Below are 21,008 nucleotides of genomic sequence, written 5' to 3' on the forward strand. Positions count from 1 at the left end.
TTTTTCGCATGCTTTGGACCATCGCCGTCATCCTTCTCGTGCTCTGGCTGCTCGGTTTTTCGCTGCATATCGCGGGCGGGCTGATCCACATCCTGCTGGTCGTCGCGCTGATCGTCGGGCTGATCCAGCTGTTTTCGGGCCGCCGCGCGGTCTAGGGCCGACCCGATCACCGTTCTCCCGCCCTGGCGGGAGAACGGGATTGATTACGCCGGGACGCCGTATAGGTCGTGCTCGTCGGCGTCCTCGATAAGCACCGGGACGATGTCGCCGAGTTCCAGATGCCCGGCGTCGCGCAGGAACACCTCGCCGTCGATCTCGGGCGCATCCGCCTGGGACCGTCCGGTCGCGCCGCCATCGCCGACCGCGTCGATGATCACGTCCAGTGTGCGACCGACCTTGGCCGCGAGTTTCGCGGTCGAGATCGCGGCGGTCCGTTCCATCAGCCGGGCGTAGCGCTCTTCCTTAACCGCCTCGGGGACGTGGTCGGGCAGCAGGTTCGCGGCGGCGCCTTCGACCGGCTCGAACCGGAACGCGCCGACGCGGTCGAGCTGGGCCTCGTCGAGCCAGTCGAGCAGATACTGGAAATCCGCCTCGGTCTCGCCGGGAAAGCCGACCACGAAGGTCGAGCGGATCGTGATGTCGGGCGCGATCGCGCGCCAATTGTGGATGCGCTGCACCACCTTGGCGTCGTTGCCCGGGCGCTTCATCCGGCGCAGCACCTCGGGTGCGGCGTGCTGGAACGGGATGTCGAGATAGGGGAGGATCAGCCCCTCGGCCATCAGCGGGATGACCTGGTCGACATGCGGATACGGATAGACGTAGTGGAGCCGGACCCAAGGCGCGATCTTGCCCAGTTCGCGCGCGAGGTCGGTCATGTGAGGCACGACCTCCTGCCCCTTCCACATCCGCGGTTCGCGGCGGATGTCGATACCGTAGGCAGAGGTATCCTGGCTTATGACCAGCAGCTCCTTGGTGCCGGCGGCGACGAGCTTCTCGGCTTCGCGTAGAATCGCGTCGGGGCGGCGGCTGACGAGATCGCCGCGGAGCGACGGGATGATGCAGAAGGAGCAGCGGTGATTGCAGCCCTCCGAAATCTTCAGATAGCTGTAGTGCCGTGGGGTCAGTTTCAGGCCGGCGTCGGGGACGAGATTGAGGAACGCGGAGGGCGGCATCGGTGCCGCTTCGCGGACCGCGCCGACGACCTGCTCATATTCGTGCGCGCCGGTGATCGCGAGCACGCCGGGGAAGCGGGCACGGATCGTCTCGGCTTCCTTGCCCATGCAGCCGGTGACGATGACGCGGCCGTTCTCGGCTATCGCCTCGCCGATCGCGTCGAGGCTCTCTTCCTTCGCGCTGTCGAGGAAACCGCAGGTGTTGACGAGCACGACGTCGGCGCCGGCATAATCGGGCGACATCTGATAGCCGTCGCTGCGCAGCTGGGTGAGGATCCGCTCGCTGTCGACGAGGTTCTTCGGACAGCCGAGCGAGACCATGCCGACGCGGGGCGGAGAGGGGAGTATCGTTGCCATGAGAGCGCGGCACATAGGCGAGACGGCGCGGATTTTCTAGGGTGGTGTCGTTGCTCGACTTCTCCGCCCCCCCGCGGCATGACGGCGCAAAGGGGACCGTTATGCTAGCCATTGGCCTGATGTCGGGCACCTCGCTCGACGGGATCGACGCCGCGCTGATTGAAACCGACGGCGAAGGGCAGGTCCGTGCGATCGCGTTTCGCGGCGAGCCCTATTCGGATGCGGCGCGCGCCGAGCTCGCCGAGGCGACGCGGATGGCGCTGACGTTCGAGCGTCCGCGCGCGAGCCCGCCGATCGTCGCCGCAGGCGAGTTGATCACCCGCGCGCACGTGTTCGCGGTGCATAAGCTGCTCGCCGAAGCCGGAGTTGCGGCAGCCGACGTCGACGTGATGGGCTTCCACGGCCAGACCATCGCGCACCGACCCGACCGTGGCTGGACGTGGCAGATCGGCGACGGCGCGGCGATGGCGCGCGCGACCGGGATCGTCACGGTCTCTGATTTCCGGTCCGCCGATGTCGCGGCCGGGGGGCAGGGGGCGCCGTTGCTGCCGGTCTATCACGCGGCGCTCGCGGCGGGGCTCGACGGGCCGGTCGCGGTGCTCAATCTCGGCGGGGTCGGCAACATCACCTTCATTCCCGGCGGTCTGCCCGATCACCTGTCGCATGAACTGGCGCCGGAACCGCTCGATCCGGTCTCCGCGAACGCCGGGTTGGTCGCGTTCGACACCGGACCGGCGAACGGGCTGATCGACAGCTGGATCGAGGCGGAGACCGGCGCGCGCTACGATGCCGGCGGTGCGCTGGCGGCGGCTGGGCGCGTGGACGAGGCGGTGCTGACCGCGATGCTCGACCATCCGTACTTCGATATGCCGGCGCCCAAATCGCTCGACCGCAACGATTTCACGACCCAGCCCGCGCGGGGGCTGTCGGCGGCTGATGGCGCGGCGACGCTGACGGCGTTCACCGCGGCGACGGTCGCCGAGGCGTTGAAGCACCTGCCGGGCCGGCCGAAGCGGCTGTTGGTGGCAGGCGGCGGGCGACACAATCCGACGATGCTGGCGATGATCGCGGCGCGGACCGGGCTCGAGCCGGAGCCGACCGATACGCTCGGCTGGAACGGCGACGCGCTGGAGGCGGAGGGGTTCGCCTATATGGCGGTGCGGACGCTGAAGGGACTGCCGATCAGCTTTCCGGGGACCACCGGAGCCCCACAGGCAATGGCCGGCGGGGCGATAGATCGACCCTAGGATCGATCATATGACCGCCGTTCCCCCGCGACAGCGAGAGAACGGCGTTCGACGGGCTTACTTCTTCGCGGTCTTGCCCTTGGCGCCCGACTTCTTTTCGGGTTCCTTGTCGGCATCCTTCGCGAGCAGCGCAGGGCCGGCCACCACGGCGGCGATGCCCGCGATCACGGCAGCACCGACGGCGAGCGCGGTCTTCGGGTTGGCCTTCACGGCGTCGGCAGCGGTCGTGAAACCGGCCTTGGCGGCTTCGGTCGCATCGTCGATCCACTCGCCGGCCGCCGCGGTGGCGCCGGTCTTGGGCTTGGGGGCCTCGGCGGGCTCGTCGTGATGAGCTTTGGCATGGGGCATGGCGGAAGAGGGGATCGACGACATCGGTAACGCTCCTGAAACGACTTTGACCGTGCCTAAACCGGTGGCGCGGCGTTGCGGTTCCCTGTCGATCGCTCAGCGCTTGCGCGTCAGTTCGCGCATCGCCGCGTCCAGTCCGGCGAGCGTCAGCGGGTACATTCGGTCGGTCATCAATTCACGGATCATCTGGATGCTGTGCGTATAGCCCCATTGCTCGGCGGGCAGCGGGTTGAGCCAGACCGCCGCCGGATAGGTGGTGGTCAGCCGCTGCAGCCAGACCGCGCCCGCCTCTTCGTTGAAGTGTTCGACCGAGCCGCCGGGGTGCGCGATCTCGTACGGGCTCATCGACGCGTCGCCGACGAACACGAGTTTATAGTCGTGGCCGAACTTGTGCAGCACGTCCCACATCGGCGTGCGTTCGGTCAAGCGGCGGCGATTGTCCTTCCACACGCCCTCATAGGGGCAGTTATGGAAGTAGAAGAATTCCAGGTTCTTGAACTCGCTGGTCGCGGCGCTGAACAGCTCTTCGCAGAGCTTGACGAACGGGTCCATCGAGCCGCCGATATCGAGGAAGAGCAGCAGCTTGACCGCGTTGCGCCGTTCGGCGCGCATGACGACGTCGAGCCAGCCCTGGCGCGCGGTGCCGGCGATGGTCGCGTCGATGTCGAGTTCGTCGGCGGCGCCTTCGCGTGCGAATTTGCGCAGGCGACGTAGTGCGACCTTGATGTTGCGGGTGCCGAGCTCCTTCGTGGAGTCGAGATTGCGGAATTCGCGCTGGTCCCAAACCTTCAACGCGCGCTTGTGCGTGCTCGTCCCCCCGATGCGGACGCCCTCGGGGTTGTAGCCGGCGTTGCCGAACGGGCTGGTGCCGCCGGTGCCGATCCATTTGCTGCCGCCTTGATGACGCTTTTCTTGCTCGGCAAGGCGCTTCTTGAGCGTTTCCATGATCTCGTCCCATGAACCTAGGGACTCGATCGCGGCCATTTCCTCGGGGGTCAGGAATTTCTCGGCGACCGCCTTGAGCCAGTCGGCGGGGACCTCGCCGCCTTGCGTATCGTAGGTGGTGGCGAGGCCGCGGAAGACCTTGGCGAAGACCTGGTCGAACCGGTCGAGCAGCCCCTCGTCCTTCACGTACACGGCGCGGGAGAGGTAGTAGAATTGCTCGGGGGTGCGTTCGATCACCTCGGCGTCGAGCGCCTCGAGCAGGAGGAGATGCTCCTTGAGGCTGGCGGGAATGCCGGCGCTGCGCAGTTCGTCGAGAAAGTTCAGGAACATCGGGGCGTTCTGCCCCCTGGGGTGACCCGCTGCAAGCGTTGCCACCCTTCGTCACCCCAGCGAAGGCTGGGGTCTTTTGCGGTGAACGCGCGACCTGTTACCGAGAGACCCCCGCCTTCGAGGGGGTGACGGACGGTGCGGCTAGCGCGCGATGGGTTTGCCGCTGATGGGCACGTAGGCGTCGATCAGTGCGCCAACATCATCGGGGTGGCGGCCGGTCAGTTCGGGCGCGGTGCGGGTGCCGCCGTAGATGAAGCCATAGACCGGATAGACGCCGCCGCCGAGGCCGTCGACGTCCCTGTACCAGACCTTCACATCGCTCCAGTTGTTGCGCGGCGAGACGTCGAACAGAGTGACATCCTGTTCGGCATGGCCGCGTTCGCCGTTCTGGCGCGACCAGTTGGCGTGGGTGAGCATGACGACGCGCTTTTCGACGATGCGGCTGATAACGGCGACATGACCCATCGGCAGGCGCGCGGTCTTGGCGAAGACGATTACGGCGCCGACGCGCGGCTTGTGCGAGCGTTCATACTTGCCGTCGGCCTGTTCCCACCAGGTCCAGGCGTTTCCGTAGATCTGGATGCCCGATGCCGCGCGCGCGAACGGCACGCATTCGCCGACATAGTTCAGCAGCGACGCCGCCGTCGCCGTCGCGGGGACTGCGACCAAAGCCAGGATCGGAAGGAGTCGGGCGAATCGCTTCATGACCGCAACGCTAGGGCGGGCGCGATGACCGGCAGGTTGCAGATTTTAGTTAATGGACAGCAACGCTTCCGCTTTGCGGCGGGCTGCGCGCGTATAGCGCCCAGTCGAACCCCGACAGCGCGAGGTGGCGGCCGATCGCGATGCGGCCATAGTGCACGCCGCAGCGGTCGACCGTCGTTGGGGCGACGGCTTGCGATGCCAGGTCCATGAACACGAACGCCGGGGCGGGGCAGGTGAGGCGGATCCGGAGGGGGTAGTCCGCGCGCCGTGCGGCATCGTCGAGCACCGCGGTCGGGCGGATCGTGTCGACTCCGACGCTGGTCCAGGCCGGGTGGATGGCGCGCATCGCCAGGATGGCGCGCGCCGGGTCGCCGCGCAGTGCGGCGGCCAGCGCACCGTCGCGCCATAGGCCGGCCACGAGCACGAGCGCGACGAGACTGCCGGCTGCGATCTGCCAAACCCGACCGCGCGCCATCATCGCACCCACGGTCTGCGCGAAGAGCAACAGCAGCACGACGCAGGCAACGAGAAAATAGCGTGGGAAGCTGGTGTTGCCGAGACGGGTGAGCGCGAGAGTCGCGGGGAAGGCCAGCACGGCGAGCGCGTACAGCGCCCGGCGTCCATCGCCCGGCGCCAGCGTCCAAATCATCACGGCGGTCGCGATCGCCACCACCGCGATCGTGGCGAGAGGCGGGCCGAACGACAGGCCGAGCGTATAGATGGCGGCTTCGGACACCGCCCATGCGAACGCGTCGCCGGCGAAGGCCGCATAGTCGCCGACCTGGAATCCCGTGGTGCTGGCGTGCGCGGCGGCGACCACGACTGCGGCCAACAGCGCGACCGCGGTCAGCGACGGCGCCAGCGTGCGCAGCGTGGTGCGAACCGCGGCGTCGACCGTCATCCGCCGGGCGAGCGCGACGACGATCCACCCGCCAAGCGCCACCAGCGTGAACACATAGGTGATTTGCGACAGCAGGCCGAGCATCGTCAGCAGGCCGAGGGTCCAGCGCGGACCGGGACGGTCCGAATCGAGCCAGCGGTCGACGACCAGGATCGAAACCAGCATCGCGAGCAGCATCGGCGCATAGCCGCGTGCTTCGGCGCCATAGGCAACCAGGATCGGCGCGACCGCGAACAACATTGCAGCGATGATCCCGGCGGCGGTGCTGCGGCGCAGCCCGATCGCCCCGGCGACCGCGATCCCCGCGACCCCGGTGACGATCGACAGGCCGCGCACCAACATTGGCGGCGCGTAGGGCCCGACCAGCAGCATCCACCAGCTGTTGAGGAAATGGTTGTTGTCGTGGTTGATCCGCCAGATCACGCCCACCGGATCGCCCGCCTGCGCGACGAAGCGCGCACTCCAGGCCTCGTCGAGCCACAGGCCGCCGCGAGCGGTCGCCAGCCGCAGCCCGAGCCCGACCAGCATCGCGAGCGCGATCGCCCCATAGGCGCCGCGGCGTGCAGTCACCCCTGGTTCTTTTGCCGCTTGGCCATGAACGCGAGGCGTTCGAACAGCATCACATCCTGTTCGTTCTTGAGCAGCGCGCCGTGCAGCGGCGGGATCGCCTTGGTCGGGTCGCGGTTCTGCAGGACGTCGAGGGGCATGTCCTCGTGGAGCAGCAGCTTCAGCCAGTCGAGCAGTTCGGACGTCGAGGGCTTCTTCTTGAGTCCGGGCACGTCGCGGATGTCGTAGAACAGGTCCATCGCGCGGCCGACCAGGATCTTCTGGATACCGGGGAAATGGACGTCGACGATTCGCTGCATCGTGTCGCGGTCGGGGAATTTGATATAGTGGAAGAAGCAGCGGCGCAGGAACGCGTCGGGCAGCTCCTTTTCATTGTTGCTGGTGATGACGACGATCGGGCGTTCGACCGCGCGGACCGTCTCGCCGGTCTCGTAGACATGGAATTCCATGCGATCGAGTTCCTGCAACAGGTCGTTGGGGAATTCGATGTCGGCCTTGTCGATCTCGTCGATCAGCAGGACGGGTGGCTTGGGGCGGGTGAACGCCTCCCACAGCTTGCCCCGGCGAATGTAGTTGCCGATGTCGTGGACGCGTTCGTCGCCGAGCTGGCCGTCGCGTAGGCGGGCGACCGCGTCATATTCGTACAGGCCCTGCTGCGCCTTGGTCGTCGACTTGACGTTCCATTCGATCAGTTCCGCGCCGACGGCTTTCGCGATCTCATAGGCAAGCACGGTCTTGCCGGTGCCGGGTTCGCCCTTCACGAGAAGAGGACGACGCAGCGTGACCGCGGCGTTGACCGCAACCTTCAGGTCGTCGGTCGCGACATAGCTTTGCGTGCCTTCGAAGCGCTTCATCATGGTTCCCGGGTTCCGACTGTCGGCTAGCGATAGAGGGGGACGCGGGAGGCACGCAAGCACCCGCATATGGGGGCGGCGTTACAGATCGCCGCGCGCGCTCGAACGGGCTTCGAGGAGCGACCAGAGCCCGCGATGCTGCGCAAACAGCTGTTGCGCGCCGAACGCGATGGCGCGTTCCACCGACGGCGAGTCCCCGAGGGTCGCGATCGTCCGCGCGGTTTCGGCTTCAGGCGGGAGCGCCGTCGGCTGTGCCTCGATCCCGAAGCGGAGCGCAGCGACGTCGAGCACCCGGCGGATCGGGGTCCAGTCGCACAGCAACGCGGCGACCGCGCCGGTCGCGCACCCCTTTCGCTCCGACCGCGCGAGGATCGCCAGCGTCTGGCGTTCGGCGATCAACGCAGTGGCGGTTTCCGACTGGCCGGGGGTCGAGGGCAACGGGCCGACCGCAGCGAGCAACTGGACCAGATAGCCGCGCTCGGCGGCGAAGCCGTCGGCGACCGCCGCCAGCCAGTCGTGTGCTTCCGGTTGCGCGCGCTGGTTCAGCGCGTCTTCGACCATGCCGGGATAATGGCCGTGCACTGCACACAGCGCGTGCACCGCGTCGGACAGGTTGCGTTGCGCGGGGCCACCGCGCACCAGGCGCAACAGATGCGGGTGTGGCGCGCTGCCGTCGAGGGCGGCAAGCCGGACCACCATGTCCCAGGCGCTCCCTCGTGCGCCATGCTGTGCCGTTTGCGAAATCGTCTGTCCCCGGTCGATCTGGGCGGAGCGCCCGCGCTGTCATCTCCGCCCGATAGATTAGTCACGTCGGGTAAAGAGGTGGTTAAGCACGCGTAAATTATTGCAAAACGGCTGTATTGCGGTGGCCGCATGCGGGTGGATCGCGTTGATGCGGTCTTTACGGACGGCAGCGGCCCCGCAATAACGCGCGACCGCCGCCGGCTCCCGCCTGGCGAGCCGCCACGGAGACTATTAGGATGCGTACATGGTTGCTTGGACTTGCCCTGGCGTCGGTCGGGACGGCCGCGATGGCCGCTGACGAGGTCGCCAAGCAGGCGGCGCCCGCTCCCGCACCGGCGCCCGTTCGTCCGGTCGAGACGGTGCAGCCCGGCGATCTGACGATGGCGCGCGTGTTCGGCAATCCCGAGCTGTCGGGGCAGCAGCCGCGTGCGCTGAAACTGTCGCCCGACGGCGCGCTGCTCACCTTCCTACGGCCGCGCGCGGACGAGAAGGAGCGGCTGGATCTCTGGGCGCGCGACACGAGCACCGGGGCGGAGCGGATGCTGGTCGATTCCAAGCAGGTCGGCAGCGGCGCGGAATTGACCGAAGCGGAGAAGATGCAGCGCGAGCGCGCGCGGATCGGCGGGTCGAAGGGGATCGTCGCCTATGACTGGGCCCCCGACGGCAAGTCGATCCTCGTGCCGCTCGACGGCGACCTGTATCTGGCGGGACTCGACGGCGCGGCGAAGCGGCTGACCGACACGCCCGGCGGCGAATTGAACCCGGTGGTCAGCCCCAAGGGCGGCTTCGTGTCGTTCGTGCGTGACCAGAACCTGTTCGTGCAGCCGCTGGCCGGCGGCGAGGCGCGCGCTCTCTCGAAGGGCGGCGGCGGCACCGTGCATTTCGGCGAGGCGGAGTTCGTCGCGCAGGAGGAAATGGATCGCCGCACCGGCTATTGGTGGTCGCCCGACGAACGTTTCGTCGCGGTCGAGCGGTTCGACGAGGCGCCGGTGCGCACGTTCACGCGCGCGTCGATCGGCGCGACCGGGACCAAGGTGTACGAACAACGCTATCCCGCCGCGGGCACGCCCAACGCGCTGGTAGAGCTGTACGTGATGAAGGCGGACGGATCCGGGCAGGTGAAGGTCGATCTGGGCGCCAATCCCGACATCTATCTGGCGCGGGTCGATTGGACGCCGGATGGCTCGCAGCTGCTGGTGCAGCGGCAAAGCCGCGACCAGAAGCGGCTCGAGATGCTGCGCGTCGATCCGACGACGGGCAAGGCGACGGTGCTGTTCACCGAGAAATCGGGCGTGAAGAGCTGGCTGAACCTGTCCGACGCCTACCGCGTGCTCAAAGACGGAAGCCTGATCTGGCGGTCGGAGCGCAGCGGCTATGGGCATCTCTACCGCTTCGCTGCGGGGAAGTGGACGCAGCTGACCAAGGGCGACTGGGTCGTCACCGATCTGGTCGGCGTCGATCAGGCCAAGGGGCGGCTGTTCTTCCTGGGCAATAAGGACGACGTGCTCGAGCAGCAGCTCTATGCGGTCGACATCGCCAAGCCGAATGCGATCATCAAGCTGACCGAGGCGGGCTGGTGGAACAGCGCTACGATGGACGATGCGGGGACGCGCTTCATCGTCTCGCGGTCGAACCCGAAGCAGCCGACGCAGGTCTATCTGGCCGATGCCGACGGCAAGCGGATCAGCTGGATCAACGAGAATGCGGTGGTCGAGGGGCATCCTTACTACCCGTATCTGGCGAGCCATCAGGAGACCAAGTTCGGTACGCTGAAGGCCAAGAACGGCATGACGCTGTATTACGAAATGATCACGCCGAAGCTCGAGCCGGGCAAGAAATATCCGGTGTTCTTCGAACATTATGGCGGTCCCGGCACGGGGCAGATGGTGACGCGCGGCTGGCAGGGCGCGCTGCCGCAATATCTGGTCGACCGCGGCTGGATCTATTTCAAGATCGACAACCGGGGTTCGTACAACCGCGGGAAGGCGTTCGAGGACCAGATCTATCATGCGATGGGCACGGTCGAGGTCGAGGACCAGCTGGCCGGCGCGCAGTATCTGAAGACGCTGCCGTTCGTCGAGCCGAGCAAGATCGCGACCTATGGCTGGTCGTACGGTGGCTATATGTCGCTGAAAATGCTTGAGAAGACGCCGGGCGTGTACGCGGCCGCGGTGTCGGGCGCGCCGGTGACCGACTGGCAGCTGTACGACACGCATTATACCGAGCGCTATCTGGGTGATCCGCGGGTCGATCCGGCGAGCTATTCGGGGTCCGCCGCGGTCGAGGACGCGAACAGGATCGTCGATCCGCTGCTGCTGATCCACGGCATGGCCGACGACAACGTCTTCCTCGACAATTCGACCAAGGTGGCGGCGCGGATGCAGGCCACGTCGACGCCGTTCGAGATGATGTTCTACCCCGGCTACACCCACCGCGTGTCGGGGCCGGGGATCAGTGAGCATGTCTGGGGGACGATCCTGAACTTCCTGGACCGCACGGTGAAGGACAAGCCGGTCGCGCCATAGAATCGCTACGTCACCCCGGACTTGTTCCGGGGTCCACCGTAAGGCAAGAGCCGCGCCGTGGGATGTGCGGCACGGTGGATGCCGGAACAGGTCCGGCATGACGGAGGTATTATGGGTTATCGGATCGTGGTCGCGGGCGCGACCGGCAATGTCGGGCGCGAGATGCTCAATATCCTGGCGGAGCGCGAGTTTCCCGCGGACGAGATCGCGTGCGTCGCGTCGTCGCGCAGCCAGGGGCTGATGGTCGACTATGGCGACACCGGCAAGCAGATCAAAGTCCAGAACATCGAGAATTTCGATCCCGCCGGCTGGGACATGGCGCTGTTCGCGATCGGGTCGACCGCGACCGCGGTGTACGCGCCGAAGTTCGCCGCGGCCGGCTGCACGGTGATCGACAATTCGTCGCTGTACCGCATGGACCCGGACGTGCCGCTGATCGTGCCCGAGGTGAACGCAGAGGCGATCGACGGCTATCGCGCGCGCAACATCATCGCCAACCCGAACTGCTCGACCGCGCAGATGGTGGTGGCGCTGAAGCCGCTGCACGACGCTGCCAAGATCACGCGCGTCGTCGTCGCGACCTATCAGTCGGTGTCGGGCGCGGGCAAGCAGGGCATGGACGAGCTGTTCGAGCAGAGCCGTAACATCTTCGTCGGCGATCCCGCCGAGCCGAAGCTGTTCACCAAGCAGATCGCGTTCAACGTGATCCCGCATATCGACAGCTTCCTCGACGACGGATCGACCAAGGAAGAGTGGAAGATGGTGGTCGAGACCAAGAAGATTCTCGACCCCAAGATCAAGGTGACCGCGACTTGCGTCCGCGTGCCGGTGTTCGTCGGGCATTCGGAAGCGATCAACATCGAGTTCGAGAACGAGATCTCGGCCGAGGAGGCGCAAAATCTGCTGCGCGAGGCGCCGGGGGTCATGCTGATCGATAAGCGCGAGGATGGCGGCTACATCACGCCGATCGAATGCGTCGGTGAGTTCGCGACGTTCATCAGCCGGGTGCGCGAGGACCCGACCATCGAGAACGGGCTGAATCTGTGGTGCGTGAGCGACAACCTGCGCAAAGGCGCTGCGTTGAATGCGGTGCAGATCGCCGAATTGCTGGGGCGGCGGCATCTGAAGAAGGATTGAGCGGACAAAGTACGTCCACCCCGGCGAAGGCCGGGGCCCAGTTGGGAAGGTCTGAGTAAGGGAGCGCGATACTCCGTTACGAACCATCCCCAATTGGGCCCCGGCCTGCGCCGGGGTGGGATAATGGTCACGGACGGGCGCCAGCCTTGCCGTCCTCCCGCGCAGGCGGGAGTCCAGGGTTACGAGCGCTACCGTCCGGGGCCCCTGGACTCCCGCATTCGCGGGAGAACGGGTGTGTCACTGCGCGTCGGAGTCCCGGTTCTTGACGACGCCGCCGGTACCACCGGCGCCATCGGGCATGCCCGTATCGGTCATCGTGCCGGGTTCTTCCCCGCCGTCGCCCCGCTCGACCGCGTCGGAGCGCGAGGCGACGGTCTGTTCGAGGTCGCTACGCGTATCCTCGTCGCGATCCTCGGGCAGGGTTTCGGGGTCGGTGGCTTTGTGCGGATCGGTCATGGCGGTCCTTCAGACTTCGGGCTGGATCGGCGTCGGGTCCATCGGCGCGCTCGGGTCGGGTACGACCGTGTCGGGCGGCGGCGGGTTGAACTCGGGCGGCGCGACGCTCGGCTCGGCGGGCGAACTCGGGACGGGAGTCTCTGCGGGGGGCTGGCTGGCCATATCGTTTCTCCTTAGGCCGCATCAACGTGTCAGCGTCGCCGCGGTTGCCTGCGCGCTTGCCCCCGACCGCATCGTTGGTATAGACGCGCCCGCTACGACGGTGTCCATGCGGGCGTGGCGGAACTGGTAGACGCAGCAGGTTTAGGTCCTGCCATCGCAAGATGTGGGGGTTCGAGTCCCTTCGCCCGCACCAGACCCGCCGCCTCGGCGGGGAACGCCACACGAAATTTTTCCGAATGCTCTTATAGACAAAGGCCGGACATGCAGACTGTCGAAACGTTGAACGAGGGCCTCAAGCGCGCCTACACCCTGACCATCACCGCGAAGGATATCGACGCGAAGGTCGATGTCGAGCTGAAGCGCCTTGCGCCGCAGATGAAGATGCCCGGCTTCCGCCCCGGCAAGGTGCCCGCGAACCTGGTGCGCAAGATGCACGGTCCGGCGCTGGCGCAGGACGCGCTGAACGCCGCGATCCAGGAGGGCGTGCAGGGTCTCGTCGCCGAGAAGCAGCTGCGCCCCGCGATGCAGCCGTCGGTCGAGCTGGTCGACGGCTATGACGTCGGCAAGGACGCTGTCGTGAAGGTCGAGATGGAGGTCCTCCCGCAGGTCCCCGCACCCGCGATCGACGGCCTGAAGCTCGAGCGTCTGACCGTGCCCGTCGCCGACGACGCGGTCACCGAGCAGCTGCAGAAGTTCGCCGACCAGCAGAAGAAGTGGGACGACGCCGCCGACGACTATGAAGCCAAGATGGGCGACCTGGTCACCGTCGACTTCGTCGGCAAGACCGCTGACGGCGTCGCGTTCGACGGCGGCACCGGCACCGACATGGGCGTCGAGCTGGGCGCGGGCCGCCTGATCCCCGGGTTCGAGGATCAGCTTGTCGGGATCAAGACCGGTGAAGAGCGCGTGCTCAACGTGACCTTCCCCGAGGAATATCAGGAGAAGTCGCTCGCCGGCCAGCCCGCGACCTTCGACATCACCGTCAAGTCGGTGAAGACCGCGGGCGAGAGCGTGATCGACGAGGATCTGGCCAAGAACCTGGGTCTCGAGAGCCTCGAGCAGTTGACCGGTCTGCTGAAAGGTCAGATCGAGCAGGAGCATAACGGGCTCACGCGCACGCACATGAAGCGCAAGCTGCTCGACCAGCTCGCCAAAGGCCACGACTTCGAGGTTCCGCCGTCGATGGTGGAAGCCGAGTTCCAGCAGATCTGGTCGCAGCTGCAGCACGAAGCCACCCACGAGGTCGACCCGGAGGCCGCGATGGCCGAGATGGAAGGCGAGCGCGACGATTACCGCAAGATCGCCGAGCGTCGCGTGCGCCTGGGCCTGCTGCTGTCCGAGATCGGCCAGGCGAACGGCGTCGAGGTGTCGAACCAGGAAATGCAGCGTCTGGTCGCGCAGGCCGCGCAGCAGTATCCGGCTGAGCAGCGCCAGCAGTTCATGCAGTATGTCCAGCAGGAGCCGATGGCGGCTGCACAGCTTCGTGCACCGCTGTACGAGGACAAGGTCGTCGACTTCCTGTTTGAGAAGGCCGAGATCACCGACCGCGAAGCGACCCGCGAGGAGCTGGAAGCTGCGATCGAGAGCGAGGACGGGTTCGCCAGCGGCACGCACACGCACGATCACGACAACCACAAGCCGAAGAAGAAGCCGGCGGCCAAGAAGGCCAAGGCCGTGACCGAGGACGCTGCCGAGGCGACCACCCCGGTTGCCGAGGGCGACAATGCCGGCGTTCAGGGCGAGGCGGCTCCGGCCAAGAAGGCTGCCAAGAAGAAGGCGGCACCGGTCGAGGCCGAGACCGCGGTGACCGAATCGTCGCCGGTTGCGGCTGAGGACGCCGAAGGTACCGAAGCTGCTGATGCGCCGGCGAAGAAGCCGCGCGCGAAGAAGCCAAAGGCAGAAACCGAGGCGTAACACCACATCGTCATGCCGGACTTGTTCCGGCATCCATGGTTCCGCATACTCTCCGGCCGGGGGGTATGCGGACCGATGGACCCCGGAACAAGTCCGGGGTGACGGACGTGATTGGGGCAAAGCGTGACCGAACCGACGATCGCAGTCCTGCTGCCCTGCTACAACGAAGAGGCCGCGATCGCGCAGACGGTGGCGGGGTTTCGCGCCGCGCTCCCAAATGCGACGGTCTACGTCTACGACAACAACAGCGCGGACCGCACCATCGCGGTCGCGCGCGCCGCGGGTGCCGTCGTCCGCAGCGAGCGGATCCAGGGCAAGGGTGCGGTCGTCCGGCGGATGTTCGCGGATGTCGACGCCGATATCTACGTCATGGCCGATGGCGACGCGACCTATGACGCCGCCTCCGCCCCCGCGCTGGTCGCGCGGTTGCTCGACGAGCAGCTCGACATGATCGTCGGCAGCCGCATCCATGAGGCCGCAGAGGCCTATCGCCGCGGCCACCAGCTCGGTAACGCGCTGCTCACCGGCATGCTCGCCCGGCTGTTCGGACGGAGCTTCACCGACATCCTCTCGGGCTACCGCGTGTTTTCGCGGCGGTTCGTGAAGAGCTTTCCGTCGCTCTCGGCCGGGTTCGAGATCGAGACTGAGATCAGCGTCCACGCGCTCGAACTGAAAATGCCGACCGCCGAGATCGAGACGCCGTATTTCGCGCGACCCGAGGGTTCGACGTCGAAGCTCAGCACCTATCGCGACGGCTGGCGCATCCTCGGTACGATCCTGACGCTCTACCGGATCGAGCGGCCGCTGTGGTTCTTCGGCGCGATCGGCGGTGCGTTCGCACTGCTCGGGCTGATCCTCGGCATCCCGCTGGTGTTGACCTATATCGAGATCCATCAGGTGCCGCGCTTCCCGACCGCGATCCTGATCACGGGGCTCGGCACCTTCGCAGCGCTCAACGTGTTCACCGGCCTGATCCTCGACACCGTCGTGCGCGGGCGGCGTGAGGTGCGGCGGTTGGCGTATCTGGCGTACCCGGCACCCACCCGCGGGGCTTGAACTCCCCCACCGTAGCGCCGATGTTGGCGGCTCACTGGGGCATTAGAGAGATTTCCATGCATAATCCGTTCGAGACCGGCGATTTCGCGGCTCCCCTGGCCAGCGCCGGGCTCGGCCTGCAGCAGACGCACGCAGGCCTGGTTCCCATCGTCATCGAGCAGTCGAACCGCGGCGAGCGCTCGTTCGACATCTTCAGCCGCCTGCTCCGCGAGCGCATCATCTTTGTGACCGGCGGCGTCGAGGACGGCATGGCCTCGCTGATCACCGCGCAGCTGCTCTTCCTCGAGTCCGAGAACCCGAAGAAGGACATCTTCATGTACATCAACTCGCCGGGCGGTGTCGTCACGGCGGGCATGGCGATCCATGACACGATGAAATACATCCGTCCGCGCGTCGGCACGGTGTGCATCGGCCAGGCTGCGTCGATGGGCAGCTTCTTGCTCGCGAGCGGCGAGAAGGGCATGCGCGTCGCGCTGACCAACGCGCGGATCATGATCCACCAGCCGTCGGGCGGGGCGCAGGGCATGGCGACCGATATCGAGATCCAGGCCCGCGAGATCCTGCGCATCCGTGCGCGCCTCAACGAGCTGTACGCCGAATATACCGGCCAGCCACTCGAGGCGATCGAGCTGGCGATGGACCGCGACAAGTTCATGTCGGCGGACGAGGCCAAGACGTTCGGCCTGCTCGACGAGGTGTTCGACAAGCGTCCCGCTGTCGCCGAGGATAGCGGCAAGACCGCATAAGGCGCTGCCACCCCGGGCGGGCGCCCCCGTGGAAACGGGGCCCGTCCGTGGTTGTGGCGCGTTATACCGTTCGCTTAGGGCTTTTATGCCATTGTCGGATGGAGCACGGCCGGGCTACCATGTCCGGCCCACATATGTGCAGGTGGACCTGCACCGAGGAAGGTTTTGATGACGAAGCTGAGCGGTGGCGACTCGAAGAGCACCCTCTATTGCTCGTTCTGCGGCAAGTCGCAGCACGAGGTGCGCAAGCTGATTGCGGGCCCAACCGTCTTCATCTGCGACGAGTGCGTGGAGCTGTGCAACGACATCATCCGCGAGGAGACCAAGTCGGCGCTCGTATCCAAGAAGGATGGCGGCGTGCCGACCCCGCAGGAAATCTGCGACGTCCTCGACGATTATGTGATCGGCCAGAAGCGCGCCAAGCGCGTGCTGTCGGTGGCGGTGCACAACCATTACAAGCGGCTCAACCATGGCGCCAAGGGTGCCGATGTCGAGCTGTCCAAGTCGAACATCCTGCTGATGGGTCCGACCGGGTGCGGTAAGACGCTGCTCGCGCAGACGCTTGCCCGTATCCTCGACGTGCCGTTCACGATGGCCGATGCGACGACGCTGACTGAAGCCGGTTACGTCGGTGAGGATGTCGAGAACATCATTCTCAAGCTGCTCCAGGCGTCTGACTACAATGTCGAGCGGGCGCAGCGCGGGATCGTGTACATCGACGAGATCGACAAGATTTCGCGCAAGGCCGAGAACCCGTCGATCACGCGCGACGTGAGCGGCGAGGGCGTGCAGCAGGCGCTGCTCAAGCTGATGGAGGGCACGACGGCGTCGGTGCCGCCGCAGGGCGGCCGGAAGCATCCGCAGCAGGAATTCCTGCAGGTCGACACGACCAACATCCTGTTCATCTGCGGTGGCGCGTTCAGCGGCATCGAGAAGATCATCGGCGATCGCCTGCAGGGCAAGTCGATCGGCTTCGGCGCGCATGTCGCCGGGCCGGACGAGCGTCGCACCGGCGAGACGCTGAAGTCGGTCGAGCCCGAGGATCTGCTGAAGTTCGGGCTGATCCCCGAGTTCGTCGGCCGTTTGCCGGTGATCGCGACGCTCGAGGATCTCGACATCCCCGCGCTGGTGAAGATCCTCAGCGAGCCTAAGAACGCGCTGGTCAAACAGTATCAGAAGCTGTTCGAGATGGAGTCTGTCGAACTCGACTTCACCGAGGACGCGCTGGTGACGGTCGCCAAGAAGGCGATCGAGCGCAAGACCGGCGCGCGCGGGCTTCGCTCGATCCTCGAGAGCATCCTGCTCGACACGATGTTCGACCTGCCCGGCATGGACGGGGTCGACGAGGTGATGATCGACAAGGACGTGATCGAAGGCCGCAAGGAACCGATCCGCGTCTACACCAAGAAGGAAAAGACCGGCGACGCCGCCTGATCTATCCGTAGAGCCAACGAAGCGGGCGTCGAGTGATCGGCGCCCGTTTTGCGTGACGGGCGGGCGATACGCCGGCGTTCACGATCGCCCCGTGATCTGCGGTGACCGTGGCGGCGGGGGAAAGGCGTAGGGATCAACCGCTGCGCCGGGTGTTCCCGCCGTCACCGCGCGGTACAGTGCTTCGCCCGGCGGACTATAGGTCAGGGCTTCGACGGACAGGGTCGAGAGCAGGATCACCCCGGTTCCCCAAAGCCACGCCGGATGGGTCCGCCCCGTCCGCCGGCGGTCGGCGACGATGCCGGCCAGCGGGATCAGGATCACGAACACCGCGACCAGTTCGAACGCCCATGGCCGGACAAGCGGCATCGGCAGCAGCCTGCCGAATGCGGGGGCCAGCAGGGTGGCCATCGCGCAATAGTGCAGGCGGCGATGCCACCCGGTCCGACGCCGCATTCCCACCGCCGTCCAGGTCAACGCGGCGAACGTCAGCACCGAGACAGGATTGAGGATGAGGAACTGCGCTGGCTGGAAGAAGAACGGCGCCTGGCCGCGGCGCACCATCAATACGGTGACGGTGATCCCCAGCCCGACCATCGGGACGACCCAGACCGTCGCCACCCATCCGAGCAACCGGTGCATCGGTCGGTTGCCGCTTGCCGCCAAGGTTGTCTGCGCGACGTAGATCACCACCCATCCCATGAACGCGAGTGCATGGAGGTGGACGATAAGCGGCGCTCCGAAGCTGGAGCGTCCCATCGCGAACTGCAACGAAAATGCGCCGAAGACGATCGCTGCCATGACGAGCGCGGCAGCAACAAAATAACGATCTTCTCCTGAAGTTGTAGGTCTTCCCGGTGCAAGCGTAGCCATGTCATCCCCCCGGACAATCATCGCTGCAAATATTACCACCGTATCGGTTGGGTCGCAACATGGGGAGTTGTTTGCTGAAAACCTGCCGTCATTGCCTGTAAGCAATTGTTTCGTGGCGGTTCGGCAGAACTCGAACAGACACGGGCAGTACAGTCCCCGGCGATCGTCTCAGGGGCCGTTTGCGGCGAGATACGCGATGACGTCGGCGCGGTCCTTCGGGTTGGCCAGGCCAGCGAAGTTCATCGAGGTGCCAGGCACCATTCGGCGCGGATCGGTGAGCCAAGTGTCGAGGCGGCGGCGGTCCCAGGTGCCGCCGGCGTCCTGCAGCGCGGCGGTGTAGCCATAGCGCGGGCGACGGGCGGCGATGGGTGCGTCGACCACGCCGTACAGGTTCGGCCCGTCGGTATCCGTGCCGCTGCTCGTGATCGTGTGGCAGGCGGCGCAACGACGGAAGATGATGGCACCCGCCGCGATATCTCCGGTCGCGGTGTCGCGCGCCACCGGCGCGGGATGTGGGTCGCAGCCGGCGAGCAAGAGCGCCCACCAGGGCAGACGGCGCATTCTCACCGCTTCTGGCGCGCCGCCAGCGCAAGGCCCGCGGCGATCTGGACCAGCGCGTAGAGACGGCGTCGGCCGGGCCGGTCAACGAACGGGCGTACCGCGACCTCGGCGCCGAGCGCGCGGTCCTTCCAGAGGTCGACGTGGCGGCGAGGCTGGATCAGGCCGATCAGTCCGTCGCCGACCATGAAGATCGCTGCCATCTCGACGACTCGCGGCACCAGCGGCGCGGCTTCGGGGGTTAGGGTGTCGGGCGTTTTGGCTGTGCGTTCCATGCTTGGGTGTCCTCGATGGCGACGCTGCGTCGCAGGAGTTTCGCGTCGGGGTCGATCACGACATGCGCGCCCGCCGGAACCGACAGACTGCCCTTGCCGCCGGTCATCGGCACGACGTGCGTCTTGCCCGCGACCTGTACCTCGACCGGCATGGGAAACGCGCCGCCGCCGGGTACGGTCCATGCCAGCGACAGACGCCCGCCCTCATGGCGTTCGATCAGATCGGGCAGCGCGGCCTGGCGGAGGTAGACGTCGAAGAACCAGCGATAATCCTTGCCGGTGACCTGCCGCACGAAGCCCTCATACTCCGGGGTCGATCCGAACCGGGGTTTGAAATTGCCGGGCTTCGGATCGGGACGGCCATAAACGGCGAGGCGGGTTACGGCGAAGAACGCCTTGTCGCCGATCAGCCCGCGCAGGGTGTGGAGCATCCACGATCCCTTGTAATAAATGTCCTGCCCCGCGCCGCCTTTGTCGAGCTCGTACACCTCTTCTTCGGTGGTCACGCGCTGTTGGGTGATCGGCTTGCGGTTCATGATCGACGTCCGCTGCGTCTGCATCATCGCGGCATAGCGCGCGCGGCCTTCGCGCCACTCGCCGTAGAGCGGCTGCATATAGGTGCCATAGCCCTCGTGCAGCCAGTAATCGTCCCAGTTGGCGGCGGTCAGCTGGTTGCCGAACCATTCGTGCGCGAATTCGTGCTGGAACAGCCAGTCGAACGCTTCGGGCGCCTTGGCATAGGCGTTGCCGTAGGCGTTGATCGTCTGGTGCTCCATGCCCTTGTGCGGGGTTTCGACGACGCCGACCTTCTCGTCGCCGAACGGGTAGGGGCCGATCATCGATTCGAAGAAGTCGAGCGTCGGCGCGAATTCGGCGAACAGCTTTTCCGCCTGCGGCTTCTCGCCGGGCAGGTACCAGTAGGCCATCGGGATGCTGTTGCCGAACCGGCTCTTGTAGGTTCCCGATATCTCTTCATACGGCCCGACGTTGAGCGCGATCGCATAGGTGTTCGGGTGCTTGGTCCGCCAGTTCCAGCGGGTGCGGCCGTCCGGCAGGGTGTCGACGCCGAGCAGGACGCCGTTCGACGGCGCCTTCAGCCCCTTGGGCACGGTGATGTGCAGCGTCACGACCGCGGGCTCGCCGGTCGGGAAGTCGAGGCACGGCCAGAACAGGTCGCAGCCATAGCCCTCCGCCGTCGTCGCGAACCAGGTGCGCCCATCGGACGTTTTCGACCAGACCATGCCGTCGTCCCACGGCGCCTTGACCGCGACGTGCGGCGTGCCGCTGTAGGTGATCTTCGCGGTGACGCGCTCGCCCGCGGCCACTGGCTTGGGCAATGTGATCGTCAGCCGGCCCTCCGGGTTGGTCCAGGCGGATGCGGGTAGGGGCGTGCCGTTGATGGCGATCGCGCTGACCGGCAGGTTGCGGTCGAGATCGATCGGCAGCCGTGCGATCGGCGCCTTGGCGACGAAGGTGAGGGTGGCGATGCCGTTGAGGCTTTCGGTTTCGGGCAGCACCTCGAACGCCAGGTCGGCGTTTTCGAAGGTCAGTGCGGTCTGTTCCGCGGTGAGCACACCGCCTGAGCGTTGAGTCTGCGCGGTGATTGCGGGCTCGCCCTTTTTGGGAAGCGGTGCGGCGGCGATCAGCGCGAGCGCACTGGCGTTGAGGACGAGGCGGAGATTCATGCCGCTTTGTCGCGTGAAGG

At 66.3% G+C, this 21,008-nt stretch carries 21 protein-coding genes and 1 tRNA gene; 9 read left to right on the plus strand and 13 right to left on the minus strand.

Annotated elements, in window-relative coordinates; translation table 11 throughout:
* The first annotated feature begins 8 nt into the window (after window positions 1-8).
* Window positions 9-155, plus strand: coding sequence for a lmo0937 family membrane protein (locus U1701_RS13655; protein WP_267395103.1), 147 nt, complete (start codon window positions 9-11; stop codon window positions 153-155).
* 48 nt (window positions 156-203) lie between these two features.
* Here U1701_RS13655 and rimO read toward each other — a convergent pair whose 3' ends face one another.
* The gene (gene rimO, locus U1701_RS13660) at window positions 204-1,529 is read right to left on the minus strand and encodes a 30S ribosomal protein S12 methylthiotransferase RimO (protein WP_332783118.1); all 1,326 of its coding nucleotides are present in this window, start codon (window positions 1,527-1,529) and stop codon (window positions 204-206) included.
* Between the two features lie 101 nt (window positions 1,530-1,630).
* Here rimO and U1701_RS13665 point away from each other — a divergent pair, with 101 nt between their 5' ends.
* Entirely contained in the window at window positions 1,631-2,776 is a 1,146-nt protein-coding gene (locus tag U1701_RS13665) for an anhydro-N-acetylmuramic acid kinase (protein WP_332783119.1), read from the plus strand.
* A gap of 57 nt (window positions 2,777-2,833) precedes the next feature.
* Here the strand turns inward: U1701_RS13665 and U1701_RS13670 are convergent, their stop codons facing one another.
* The 6 genes from U1701_RS13670 to U1701_RS13695 form a co-directional block, all read right to left on the minus strand.
* On the minus strand, window positions 2,834-3,124 hold the full coding sequence (locus U1701_RS13670) for a hypothetical protein (protein WP_332783120.1): 291 nt from the start codon (window positions 3,122-3,124) through the stop codon (window positions 2,834-2,836).
* 96 nt (window positions 3,125-3,220) lie between these two features.
* Window positions 3,221-4,399, minus strand: coding sequence for a vWA domain-containing protein (locus U1701_RS13675; protein WP_332783121.1), 1,179 nt, complete (start codon window positions 4,397-4,399; stop codon window positions 3,221-3,223).
* A 141-nt stretch (window positions 4,400-4,540) separates the two neighbouring features.
* The gene (locus U1701_RS13680) at window positions 4,541-5,104 is read right to left on the minus strand and encodes a CHAP domain-containing protein (RefSeq protein ID WP_332783122.1); all 564 of its coding nucleotides are present in this window, start codon (window positions 5,102-5,104) and stop codon (window positions 4,541-4,543) included.
* 49 nt (window positions 5,105-5,153) lie between these two features.
* Window positions 5,154-6,575, minus strand: a complete 1,422-nt coding sequence (locus U1701_RS13685) for a glycosyltransferase family protein (RefSeq protein ID WP_332783123.1) — start codon at window positions 6,573-6,575, stop codon at window positions 5,154-5,156.
* On the minus strand, window positions 6,572-7,426 hold the full coding sequence (locus U1701_RS13690; RefSeq protein WP_332783281.1) for an AAA family ATPase: 855 nt from the start codon (window positions 7,424-7,426) through the stop codon (window positions 6,572-6,574). Before U1701_RS13690 ends, U1701_RS13685 begins: the two co-directional genes overlap by 4 nt.
* A gap of 81 nt (window positions 7,427-7,507) precedes the next feature.
* Window positions 7,508-8,125 carry a DUF6975 family protein gene (locus tag U1701_RS13695; protein ID WP_332783124.1) on the minus strand — a complete coding sequence of 206 codons (618 nt, stop codon included), beginning with the start codon at window positions 8,123-8,125 and terminating at the stop codon, window positions 7,508-7,510.
* A 281-nt stretch (window positions 8,126-8,406) separates the two neighbouring features.
* Between U1701_RS13695 and U1701_RS13700 the strand changes: the two genes are divergently transcribed.
* Together U1701_RS13700 and U1701_RS13705 are read left to right on the plus strand one after the other, a co-directional pair.
* Window positions 8,407-10,695 (plus strand): S9 family peptidase, encoded by a 2,289-nt coding sequence (locus U1701_RS13700; RefSeq protein ID WP_332783125.1) that lies wholly within the window; start codon window positions 8,407-8,409, stop codon window positions 10,693-10,695.
* 111 nt (window positions 10,696-10,806) lie between these two features.
* A complete protein-coding gene (locus U1701_RS13705) occupies window positions 10,807-11,832 on the plus strand; it encodes an aspartate-semialdehyde dehydrogenase (RefSeq protein ID WP_332783126.1) in 1,026 nt (341 codons plus the stop codon).
* Window positions 11,833-12,069: 237 nt separating this feature from the next.
* On the opposite strand, the gene U1701_RS13710 is transcribed toward U1701_RS13705, so the two are convergent.
* Complete coding sequence (locus U1701_RS13710) at window positions 12,070-12,288, minus strand: hypothetical protein (protein ID WP_332783127.1); 219 nt, start codon at window positions 12,286-12,288, stop codon at window positions 12,070-12,072.
* Window positions 12,289-12,297: 9 nt separating this feature from the next.
* Entirely contained in the window at window positions 12,298-12,450 is a 153-nt protein-coding gene (locus U1701_RS13715; protein WP_332783128.1) for a hypothetical protein, read from the minus strand.
* A 108-nt stretch (window positions 12,451-12,558) separates the two neighbouring features.
* Between U1701_RS13715 and U1701_RS13720 the strand changes: the two genes are divergently transcribed.
* From U1701_RS13720 to clpX, 5 genes are all read left to right on the plus strand, one after another.
* Window positions 12,559-12,643, plus strand: a tRNA-Leu gene (locus U1701_RS13720).
* A gap of 68 nt (window positions 12,644-12,711) precedes the next feature.
* Window positions 12,712-14,364 (plus strand): trigger factor, encoded by a 1,653-nt coding sequence (tig, locus tag U1701_RS13725; RefSeq protein WP_332783129.1) that lies wholly within the window; start codon window positions 12,712-12,714, stop codon window positions 14,362-14,364.
* 123 nt (window positions 14,365-14,487) lie between these two features.
* Complete coding sequence (locus U1701_RS13730; RefSeq protein ID WP_332783130.1) at window positions 14,488-15,420, plus strand: glycosyltransferase family 2 protein; 933 nt, start codon at window positions 14,488-14,490, stop codon at window positions 15,418-15,420.
* 56 nt (window positions 15,421-15,476) lie between these two features.
* Entirely contained in the window at window positions 15,477-16,166 is a 690-nt protein-coding gene (locus tag U1701_RS13735) for an ATP-dependent Clp protease proteolytic subunit (protein ID WP_332783131.1), read from the plus strand.
* 168 nt (window positions 16,167-16,334) lie between these two features.
* Entirely contained in the window at window positions 16,335-17,600 is a 1,266-nt protein-coding gene (clpX, locus tag U1701_RS13740) for an ATP-dependent Clp protease ATP-binding subunit ClpX (protein ID WP_332783132.1), read from the plus strand.
* A 78-nt stretch (window positions 17,601-17,678) separates the two neighbouring features.
* On the opposite strand, the gene U1701_RS13745 is transcribed toward clpX, so the two are convergent.
* From U1701_RS13745 to U1701_RS13760, 4 genes are all read right to left on the minus strand, one after another.
* Window positions 17,679-18,398: a hypothetical protein gene (locus tag U1701_RS13745; protein WP_332783133.1), complete on the minus strand. Its 720-nt coding sequence runs from the start codon at window positions 18,396-18,398 to the stop codon at window positions 17,679-17,681.
* A gap of 240 nt (window positions 18,399-18,638) precedes the next feature.
* Window positions 18,639-19,031 carry a c-type cytochrome gene (locus U1701_RS13750; RefSeq protein ID WP_332783134.1) on the minus strand — a complete coding sequence of 131 codons (393 nt, stop codon included), beginning with the start codon at window positions 19,029-19,031 and terminating at the stop codon, window positions 18,639-18,641.
* Between the two features lie 2 nt (window positions 19,032-19,033).
* Window positions 19,034-19,303, minus strand: coding sequence for a hypothetical protein (locus U1701_RS13755; protein ID WP_332783135.1), 270 nt, complete (start codon window positions 19,301-19,303; stop codon window positions 19,034-19,036).
* Window positions 19,270-20,988 (minus strand): M1 family metallopeptidase, encoded by a 1,719-nt coding sequence (locus U1701_RS13760; protein ID WP_332783136.1) that lies wholly within the window; start codon window positions 20,986-20,988, stop codon window positions 19,270-19,272. The genes U1701_RS13755 and U1701_RS13760 overlap by 34 nt, the downstream gene beginning before the upstream one ends.
* Between the last annotated feature and the right edge of the window lie 20 nt (window positions 20,989-21,008).

Origin of the sequence: Sphingomonas rhamnosi (assembly GCF_036663615.1) — a bacterium.
Lineage (GTDB): Bacteria > Pseudomonadota > Alphaproteobacteria > Sphingomonadales > Sphingomonadaceae > Sphingomonas.